At 65.6% G+C, this 8,192-nt stretch carries 9 protein-coding genes and 1 pseudogene; 7 read left to right on the forward strand and 3 right to left on the reverse strand.

Going from position 1 to position 8,192, the window contains the following annotated elements; genetic code table 11:
- Positions 1 to 575, reverse strand: a pseudogene (locus RKP46_RS03715) (YgiQ family radical SAM protein); the annotation flags it as partial.
- Positions 572 to 3,325: a DNA polymerase I gene (gene polA, locus RKP46_RS03720; RefSeq protein WP_311105376.1), complete on the reverse strand. Its 2,754-nt coding sequence runs from the start codon at positions 3,323 to 3,325 to the stop codon at positions 572 to 574. The gene polA and the pseudogene RKP46_RS03715, both read right to left, overlap by 4 nt.
- Before the next feature lie 263 nt (positions 3,326 to 3,588).
- Here polA and RKP46_RS03725 point away from each other — a divergent pair, with 263 nt between their 5' ends.
- The 7 genes from RKP46_RS03725 to RKP46_RS03755 all read left to right on the forward strand — a co-directional run bounded on the left by RKP46_RS03725 (position 3,589) and on the right by RKP46_RS03755 (position 7,736).
- Positions 3,589 to 3,933: a DUF2782 domain-containing protein gene (locus RKP46_RS03725; RefSeq protein ID WP_311105377.1), complete on the forward strand. Its 345-nt coding sequence runs from the start codon at positions 3,589 to 3,591 to the stop codon at positions 3,931 to 3,933.
- Between the two features lie 121 nt (positions 3,934 to 4,054).
- Positions 4,055 to 4,783: a BPSS1780 family membrane protein gene (locus RKP46_RS03730; protein ID WP_311105378.1), complete on the forward strand. Its 729-nt coding sequence runs from the start codon at positions 4,055 to 4,057 to the stop codon at positions 4,781 to 4,783.
- Between the two features lie 21 nt (positions 4,784 to 4,804).
- Complete coding sequence (locus RKP46_RS03735) at positions 4,805 to 5,572, forward strand: BPSS1780 family membrane protein (protein WP_311105379.1); 768 nt, start codon at positions 4,805 to 4,807, stop codon at positions 5,570 to 5,572.
- Positions 5,565 to 6,239, forward strand: coding sequence for a nicotinate-nucleotide adenylyltransferase (gene nadD, locus RKP46_RS03740; protein ID WP_311105380.1), 675 nt, complete (start codon positions 5,565 to 5,567; stop codon positions 6,237 to 6,239). The genes RKP46_RS03735 and nadD overlap by 8 nt, the downstream gene beginning before the upstream one ends.
- 7 nt (positions 6,240 to 6,246) lie before the next feature.
- On the forward strand, positions 6,247 to 6,609 hold the full coding sequence (gene rsfS, locus RKP46_RS03745) for a ribosome silencing factor (RefSeq protein ID WP_311105381.1): 363 nt from the start codon (positions 6,247 to 6,249) through the stop codon (positions 6,607 to 6,609).
- 18 nt (positions 6,610 to 6,627) lie between these two features.
- Complete coding sequence (rlmH, locus tag RKP46_RS03750) at positions 6,628 to 7,098, forward strand: 23S rRNA (pseudouridine(1915)-N(3))-methyltransferase RlmH (RefSeq protein ID WP_311105382.1); 471 nt, start codon at positions 6,628 to 6,630, stop codon at positions 7,096 to 7,098.
- The gene (locus RKP46_RS03755; RefSeq protein WP_311105383.1) at positions 7,098 to 7,736 is read left to right on the forward strand and encodes a Maf family protein; all 639 of its coding nucleotides are present in this window, start codon (positions 7,098 to 7,100) and stop codon (positions 7,734 to 7,736) included. Before rlmH ends, RKP46_RS03755 begins: the two co-directional genes overlap by 1 nt.
- 269 nt (positions 7,737 to 8,005) lie before the next feature.
- Here the strand turns inward: RKP46_RS03755 and RKP46_RS03760 are convergent.
- On the reverse strand, positions 8,006 to 8,192 hold a 187-nt coding region (locus RKP46_RS03760; protein WP_311105384.1), incomplete at its 5' end, for a hypothetical protein.

Genomic DNA, 8,192 nt, shown 5'->3' on the forward strand with positions numbered 1-8,192 from the left:
TCGGCCTTGGCGTCGAGCAGCACCGAGCGGCGTACCTTGTCCGACCAGTAGTCGTAATGCGCGATCCGCCGCAGGCTGGCTTCGATCGATCCGATGACGACATTGACGCCGGGAAAGGCTTCGCGGCAACGCTGCGCATAAACGATGACGGCGCGATCCGGACGCCTGCCCGGCGCGCCGTTCGGCGTGTAGGCGTCGTCCGAGCGCAGCTTGCGGTCGGCCGTGTAGCGGTTGACCATGGAATCCATGTTGCCTGCGGTCACCCCGAAGAAGAGGTTCGGCCGGCCGAGCGCACGAAAGGCTTCGGCCGACTGCCAATCGGGCTGACTGATGATGCCGACGCGAAAACCCTGCGCCTCGAGCAGGCGCCCGATCAGCGCCATGCCGAAGCTGGGATGGTCAACGTAGGCGTCGCCAGTGACCAGAATCACGTCGCACGAATCCCAGCCGAGTTCCTCGACTTCGTCGCGCGACATCGGCAGGAACGGCGCCGGTCCGAAACGCGCGGCCCAGAACTTGCGATAGGAAAAGAGCGCGCGCGGCTCGCCCGCGCTGGCGAAGGCGGGCGCAGTCAATGTGCCTCGTCCCAGTTGCGCCCGACGCCGACCTCGACGACCAGCGGAACGCGCAGGCTGGCGAGTTCGCTCATCAGCCGCGGCAGTTCGCCGCGCAGCGCGGGCAACTCGTCTTCCGGCACTTCCAGAACGAGTTCGTCATGCACCTGCATCAGCAGGCGCGTCTGCAGATGTTCGGCGTCGAGCCAGCCTTGCACGGCGATCATCGCCGCCTTGATCAGGTCGGCCGCCGTTCCCTGCATCGGCGCGTTGATCGCCGCGCGCTCGGCGGCCTGCCGACGGGCCGCTAGGGAAGAGTGGATTTCCGGCAGCCAGAGCCGTCGGCCAAAGACCGTTTCGACGTAGCCGCGCGCTTTCGCCGTCTCGCGCGTCGTCGCCATGTAACGGGCAACGCCGGGATAGCGCGCGAAGTAGCGCTCGATATACGCCTTGGCTGCACCACGTTCGAGATCGAGCTGGCGCGCCAGGCCGAAGGCACTCATGCCGTAGATCAGTCCGAAGTTGATCACCTTCGCGACGCGCCGCTGCTGCGCAGCGACCTCGGCCGGCGGTACGCCGAAAATCTCCGCCGCCGTCGCCCGATGGACGTCCTCACCCTGGGCAAACGCGTCGAGCAGGCGCTGGTCTTCCGACAGATGCGCCATGATCCGCAGCTCGATCTGCGAATAGTCGGCCGAAACGATGACGCTGCCCGGCGGAGCGACGAAAGCCGCGCGGATGCGGCGGCCTTCCGCCGTGCGCACCGGAATGTTCTGCAGGTTCGGGTCGTTCGAGGCGAGGCGGCCGGTGACCGCCACCGCCTGCGCGTAGCTCGTATGCACACGGCCGGTCGTCGCCTCGACCATTTGCGGCAGCTTGTCGGTGTAGGTCCCCTTGAGCTTGGCCAGTTGACGCGCTTCGAGCAGAATCTTCGGCAAGGGATAGTCGAGCGCCAGCTCCGAAAGCACTTCCTCATCGGTCGACGGCGTTCCCGTCGGCGTCTTCTTCTTCACCGGCAGGCCCAGCCGGTCGAACAGAATCTCGGCCAACTGCTTGGGTGAATTGACGTTGAACGGCTGCCCGGCGGCGGCGTGCGCCTTGCCCTCCAGATCGAGCAGCCGGCGACCGATTTCGTGGCTCTGCCCGGTCAACAGCTCGCCGTCGATCAGTACGCCGCAGCGCTCCATGCGGAAGAGAACGTCGCGCACCGGGATTTCGATCTCGTCATAGACGTGGCGCAAGCCGCTCTCGGCAGCAATCAGCGGATACATCACGGCGTGCAGGCGCAGGCACAGATCGGCGTCCTCCGCCGCGTATTCGCTCGCCTGCTCGATCGCCACCTGCGAGAAGCCGATCTGACGCGCCCCTTTGCCGCATAGCGCTTCGTAGGAAATTGTCGCGAGGCCAAGATGACGGCTGGCCAGTTGGCCCAGATCGTGTCCGCGCACGCCCTCCTTGCCTGCTTCGAGGACGTACGACTGGAGCAGCGTATCGTGCCGGACGCCGGCCAGGCGGATTCCATGATTGGCCAGCACGTGCTGATCGTATTTCAGATTCTGCCCGATCTTCGCGTACTGCGCCGACTCCAGCCAGGGTTTCAGGCGCGCCAGCACCTGCTCGCGCGGGAGCTGCGCGGCAACCCCTGGATAGTCGTGCGCCAGCGGCAGGTAGGCCGCTTCGCCGGGCGCGACGGCGAATGAGACGCCGACGATACGCGCCGCAAAGGGATCGAGGCTGCTCGTTTCGGTATCGAAGGCAGTCAGCGGGCATTGCTCGATCTTCGCCAGCCAGCGCGCGAAGCCGGCCTCGTCGACGATCGTTTCGTAGGCCGCACGGTGCGCACCGTCGGCGGCTGCAGCGGCGGTGGGCGTGGGCGCGCTCGCCACCGGCGCTGGTGGCCGCGGTGCGGCAGCCGCCGCGCGCTCGACATCGGCCAGCCACGAGCGCATCTCGAAGCGGGAAAATAACTCGACCAGTCGTTCGCGATCGAGTGGGCGAGGCTTCAGGTCGCTCGGCGCCACCGGCAGTTCAACATCGTAGCGCACGGTCAGCAAGCGCCGGGCAAGCGGCAGGAAGTCCAGCGCCTGGCGCAGGTTCTGCCCGACGACGCCGCCGATTTCGCCGGCCGCGGCGATCACCGCATCGAGCGAACCATATTCGGACAGCCACTTGACGGCTGTCTTGGCGCCCACCCGGGGAACGCCCGGCACGTTGTCGACGCTGTCGCCGATCAGCGCCAGATAATCGACGATGCGCGTCGCCGGGACGCCGAACTTGCCGAGCACTCCGGCTTCGTCGAGCACCTCGTTGCTCATCGTGTTGACCAGTTTGATGCGCGCATTGACGATCTGCGCCAGGTCCTTGTCGCTGGTCGACACGACGACCTGCATGTCCTCTTCCGCCGCCTGCCGGGCAAGCGTCGCGATGACATCGTCCGCCTCGACGCCATCGATCAGCAGGACAGGCCAGCCGAGTCCGGCAATCGCCGCGTGTAGCGGTTCGATCTGGCTCGCCAGATCGTCCGGCATCCGCGGCCGGTTCGCCTTGTACTGCGGATACCAGTCGTCGCGAAACGTCTTGCCACGAGCATCGAAAACACAAGCCTTGTAAACGGCATCGGTCGCCTGGCATTCGCTCTCGACCCGACGCAGCATGCCGAGGACCCCATGCAGCGCGCCGGTCGGCTCGCCCCGCGTCGTGCGCAAGTCGGGCAGGCCGTGAAAGGCGCGGTAAAGATACGATGAACCGTCGACGAGGAGTAGCGTAGGCATGAACTCGGTGGAAGAGCGCGGTGAACGAGAAAGCGACCGCTGGCCAGCCGGCAACCGCCAGCGGCGAGCCTGTGGCCGCACGCAGCGCGCCTTCGTCGATGCGCCTTAAGGTCGTGCGAGCACCGGCAATTATGGCAGAGTTGACCGAGGTGCTCGGCAGAGTTTGGCCTGAATCTCGACAATGATCTGTACTACAATCAAATGGCGTTCAGCCCTCGTGCTGCTCGCCGCCCGCCACCCGATCGATCTGCCGGAATATTCGCATGCTTCGCTATCCTGTCTTCCTCGCCGTCCTCAGCCTGCTGATGACGCCTGCCCTGGCGCAGAACGCTTCCGAACGGCAGCCGCTTCCGGTGGTTCCGCCCCCGCCCCCCGAAATGGCGCCGTTCGATGCCGCGCTCGAACCGGAAGTGACGATCCGCAAGCGCGAGGGTGAAACCGTCGAAGAACACCGCATCAAGGGCAAGCTGTACATGATCAAGGTGACGCCCGAACACGGCGTCCCCTATGTCCTGATCGACCGACAAGGCGACGGCGTGTTTACCACGATGGATACCCCAGGCAATCCGGCGCTCAGCGTACCGATGTGGGTGATCGGTACGTTCTGATCGCCGGCACCCAGCAACGACGACCAACGCCGCGCCCCAGCGCAGCCTGCCACGCCGCGGGCGCCAGACCAGGCAACCCGCAGCACACAGCGGATTCCCGGCGCGAGGATACGAATTGCCCATGGCCAGTTTTCCGCTCGCCGCCCCGGCTTTCGACGGCAAGAGTCGACGCGTCGTTGCCGCCAGCGCGCTCGCCTGGATCAGGCAGGGATGGGCCATCTATGCGGTCGATCCCGGAACCTGGATGGCCATCATGCTCATCCTCCTGCCCATCCCGGCGGCGCTCGCGCTGCTTCCGCCGATCGGCCACCTGCTGTTCGTACTGCTCGCCCCGCTGCTCGTCGGCGGAATGCTGTTCGCCTGCCGACACGCAGCGCGTGAACAGGCCGTACGCTGGAGCGAGCTGTTCGCCGGACTGCGGCGCAACACGCCGGGTTTGCTCGCGCTTGGCGCGCTCTACTTGGGCGCCGGGCTGCTCATCGTCGTCGCACTTGCGCTCTCCGGCGCCAACCTCGCCGGCGGGCGACCTGAAACCGCCCCGGCACTCGCCGGTTCTCGCCTGTTCGGCCCGTTCGGACTGGCGTCGCTGCTCGTCGCCGCTGCGCTCCTGATGGCAACCGGATTTGCCCCGGCCCTGGTGCTGTTCAACCGCATGCCGCCGCTCCGCGCGCTGAAAACCAGCGTCAGCGCCAGCCTGAAGAACCTGCCCGCCCTGCTCTTCATGGCCCTGCTCGGCGGCCTTCCCTGCCTGGTCGCGGCGCTCCCCTTCGGACTCGGTTTCATCTTTCTCGGTCCGGTCGTCGCCGGTTCGATGTATGCTTCCTATCACGACATCTTCCTCGGCGACTGAGCGCCATTTGGCAACCGGATCATGCAAGCACTGACTCTTCCCGCTCGACACGGCTGGCGCTGGCTGGCCGAAGGCTTCCGCCTCTTCCGCAAGAACCATGGCATGCTCGCTTTTCTCGTCGTCAGCTATTGGCTGCTGATGGCCGTGCTCAATCTGATCCCGTGGATCGGCACGGCGGCTACGACACTGTGCATTCCGGCCTTTTCGGTCAGCCTGATGAACGCCTGCCGCAGTATCGAGCGGGCAACGCCGCTGTCGCCGCAGATCCTGTTTTCAGGCTTCCAGAGCAACCTGCCGGCGCTGCTCACGCTGGGCGCCGTCTACCTGGTGGCCACGCTGTGCATTCTTGGCATCTCCTCGCTGGCCGACGACGGCGTCCTGCTGCGCCTGATGATGGCGGGCCAGAAGCCGACTCCCGAAGCGATCACCGATGGCGGTTTCGTCCTCGCCAGCCAGATCGCCCTGCTCCTTGCCTGCCCGCTGATGATGGCCTACTGGTATGCGCCGATGCTCGCCGCCTGGCATCGCTGCTCACCCGGGAAGGCGCTCTTCTTCAGCCTTGTCGCCTGCCTGCGCAACTGGCGCGCTTTTCTCCTCTACTCGCTGGCGGTTGCCCTCGTCTGCGTCCTGCTGCCCCTGTTCCTGGCGGGACTGCTGACCGCGCTGCTGCAAAACCCGTTGGTCACCGGCCTGATCACGGTCGGCACCATGCTGGTGATTGCGCCAACCTTGTTTGCCAGCTTTTACGTCAGCTTTCGGGATGTCTTCGTCACCGGCAGCGATGCCTGAAGCAGATGATCGCCGGCCGCTGGGCGTCTTTGGCGGCACCTTCGACCCGGTTCATTTCGGCCACCTGCGGCTCGCCGAGGAAGCCTGCGACCGTTTGCAGCTCGCTGCCGTGCGCTGGATTCCCGCCGGCCAGCCGGCGCTGCGCGGCACGCCACAGGTCAGCGCCGCGCAACGCCTGGCCATGGTGCGTCTGGCAACGGCCGACAACGCACGCTTTGCCGTCGACCCCACCGAGACCGCGGTCAGCCAGGCGAGCTACACGGTGCCCACGCTCGAACGCTTGCGGCGACCCGAGATCTGCGGCGCGCAACGACCGCTCGTCCTGCTGCTCGGCGCCGATGCTTTCCTCCGCCTGCCCGAATGGCATCGCTGGCAGTCGCTTTTCGCACTGGCGCACATTGCCGTCGCGCATCGGCCCGGTTCGCAGCTGGCCGAACACAGCCTGCCGGCGGCGCTCGGCGACGCTTGTCGTGGTCGCTTCACGATGGACGTTGCGCAGTTGAGCAGCACGCCCGCCGGCCGAGTCATTCCCTTCGCAATGACGCCGCTGGCCATCTCGGCGACGCAGATCCGTGCGCTGCTCGCTGGCGGCTGCAGTGTCCGCTATTTGCTGCCCGATACGCTGATCGCTTATATTCGGGCGCATCACCTCTACACGGAGCATTGATTCGCGAATGAATCTGATCGAACTGGAAACCCTCGTCGTGGCCGCGCTCGAAGACATCAAGGGGCACGACATCGAAGTCATCGACACCAGCCGGTTGACTTCGCTTTTCGAGCGCATGGTGATTGCCTGTGGCGACTCGCACCGCCAGGTCAAATCGCTGGCGCGCAATGTCCAGGAAAAGGTGCGCGCCGGCGGCGCGCACGTGCTCTCCTGCGAAGGCGAAGAGGTCGGCGAATGGATTCTCGTCGATCTGGGCGACATCATCGTGCACGTCATGCAACCTGCCGTACGCAGCTACTACAACCTCGAAGAACTCTGGGGCGGCAAGGGACCGTTGCGCGTGCGACAAGCGGTCGCCGAAGCCGGCTAGCCACTGGCTGCGCCGGCAGTGAAACTCGCCATCCTGGCCGTCGGCCACAAGCCGCCCGACTGGGTGGCGCGCGGCTGCGCCGACTATCAGCGGCGGATGCCGCGTGAACTCGGCCTCGCGGTCATCGAGGTCAAACCCGAGGCGCGTTCGGGCAAGACGCGCGAACAGCTTCTCGCGGCTGAGAAGACCCGCCTGCTCGCCGTCCTCCAGGACTACCCGCGCCTCGTCGTACTCGACGAACGCGGCGCCGATCTGAGCACGCAGCAGTTCGCCGAACGACTCGAGCGCTGGCTGCAGACCGGCGGCAATACGGCCTTCGTCATCGGCAGCGCCGACGGCGTGGACGAATCGCTGAAGCAACAGGCCAACGCGACAATTCGCCTGTCCAGCCTGACCCTGCCGCACGCACTGGCGCGCCTCGTCCTGTGCGAGCAGCTTTATCGCGCAGTCAGCGTAATCCGACATCACCCTTATCATCGACAAGACTAATGCCAACCAGCTCGCTGCCCCCGGCGCGCCTCTACCTGGCCTCACGCAGCCCTCGCCGGCGCGAACTCCTGCTGCAGATCGGAATCAGCTTCGACCCGCTCATCTTCCGGCAAGCACCGCGCGGCGATGACGAACTCGACGAGACGCCGCAGGCTGGCGAGGATGCTGCAAACTATGTCGAACGCCTTGCCCGCACCAAAGCCGAGCACGGCTGGCGCATCGTTCAGGGGCGCCGCTTACGCCTGCAGCCGGTCCTCGCCGCCGATACGACGGTCGAGTTGAACGGCGACGTGATCGGCAAACCTGCCGACGCCGACGCCGCTCAGCACATCCTGCACCGCCTTTCCGGTCAGACGCACCGGGTCCTCACTGCCGTCGCGATCAGCTACCATGAGCGCCTCGAAACAAGGCTGTCGCGCAGCGAAGTGCGCTTTCGCGCGCTCGATGACGACGAAATCAGGCGTTACGTCGCCACCGGCGAACCCATGGACAAGGCCGGCGCCTACGCCATCCAGGGTCGTGCTGCGGTCTTCGTCGAGCACCTGGCCGGCAGCTATTCGGGGGTCATGGGCTTGCCCCTTTTCGAGACCGCGCAACTGCTGAAAATTTTCCACGACCTCACCCGCCACCACCCCTGATCCAGTCTCGCTGCCAGCAGAGATCACCGGCCAGATCGGAGGCGGGCTGCAACTCGCATTGAAATAGAAGGAAAAATCAACAGCAGGAAAACGGTGGGTATCGCTTGCGCCGCGCACGCATTGAGACTGACTTGCCTGTAAGGCCGACGTCCGTCCGGGTGCTGCCATGTACGCAGGCGCGGGTCAGCTCCACGAATGTGGCTGAAATAGGGTAGTGGCACTCCCGTTGGGGTAATGACCATTGAGAAGGACCCATAGGTGCTGTAGCGCTACCCCGTTCTTCCTCGTCCGGATGCTGCTGCATGCAATCTCTCGCGCCAGACGACCTCGCCAAGCTGCGCTTCGACGCGCCGCAGTTGGCGACAATGCGCACCCTGGGTGAGCACAGGAGCCAGCAGCAGCTTCAGACAACCTGATCTCGGTCCCATGACGATTGCACGATTGTGATCGCGAATC

Source organism: Accumulibacter sp., from assembly GCF_031732815.1.
In the GTDB taxonomy this organism is placed as follows: Bacteria; Pseudomonadota; Gammaproteobacteria; order Burkholderiales; family Rhodocyclaceae; genus Accumulibacter.

Excerpts from the sequence above, each read along its gene's own strand:
- nadD (WP_311105380.1), top strand. The coding sequence starts at position 5,565 with ATGCCTGAAGCAGATGATCGCCGGCCGCTGGGCGTCTTTGGCGGCACC.
- rsfS (WP_311105381.1), top strand. The coding sequence starts at position 6,247 with ATGAATCTGATCGAACTGGAAACCCTCGTCGTGGCCGCGCTCGAAGAC.
- polA (WP_311105376.1), bottom strand. The coding sequence starts at position 3,325 with ATGCCTACGCTACTCCTCGTCGACGGTTCATCGTATCTTTACCGCGCC.
- RKP46_RS03725 (WP_311105377.1), top strand. The coding sequence starts at position 3,589 with ATGCTTCGCTATCCTGTCTTCCTCGCCGTCCTCAGCCTGCTGATGACG.
- RKP46_RS03735 (WP_311105379.1), top strand. The coding sequence starts at position 4,805 with ATGCAAGCACTGACTCTTCCCGCTCGACACGGCTGGCGCTGGCTGGCC.
- RKP46_RS03730 (WP_311105378.1), top strand. The coding sequence starts at position 4,055 with ATGGCCAGTTTTCCGCTCGCCGCCCCGGCTTTCGACGGCAAGAGTCGA.
- RKP46_RS03755 (WP_311105383.1), top strand. The coding sequence starts at position 7,098 with ATGCCAACCAGCTCGCTGCCCCCGGCGCGCCTCTACCTGGCCTCACGC.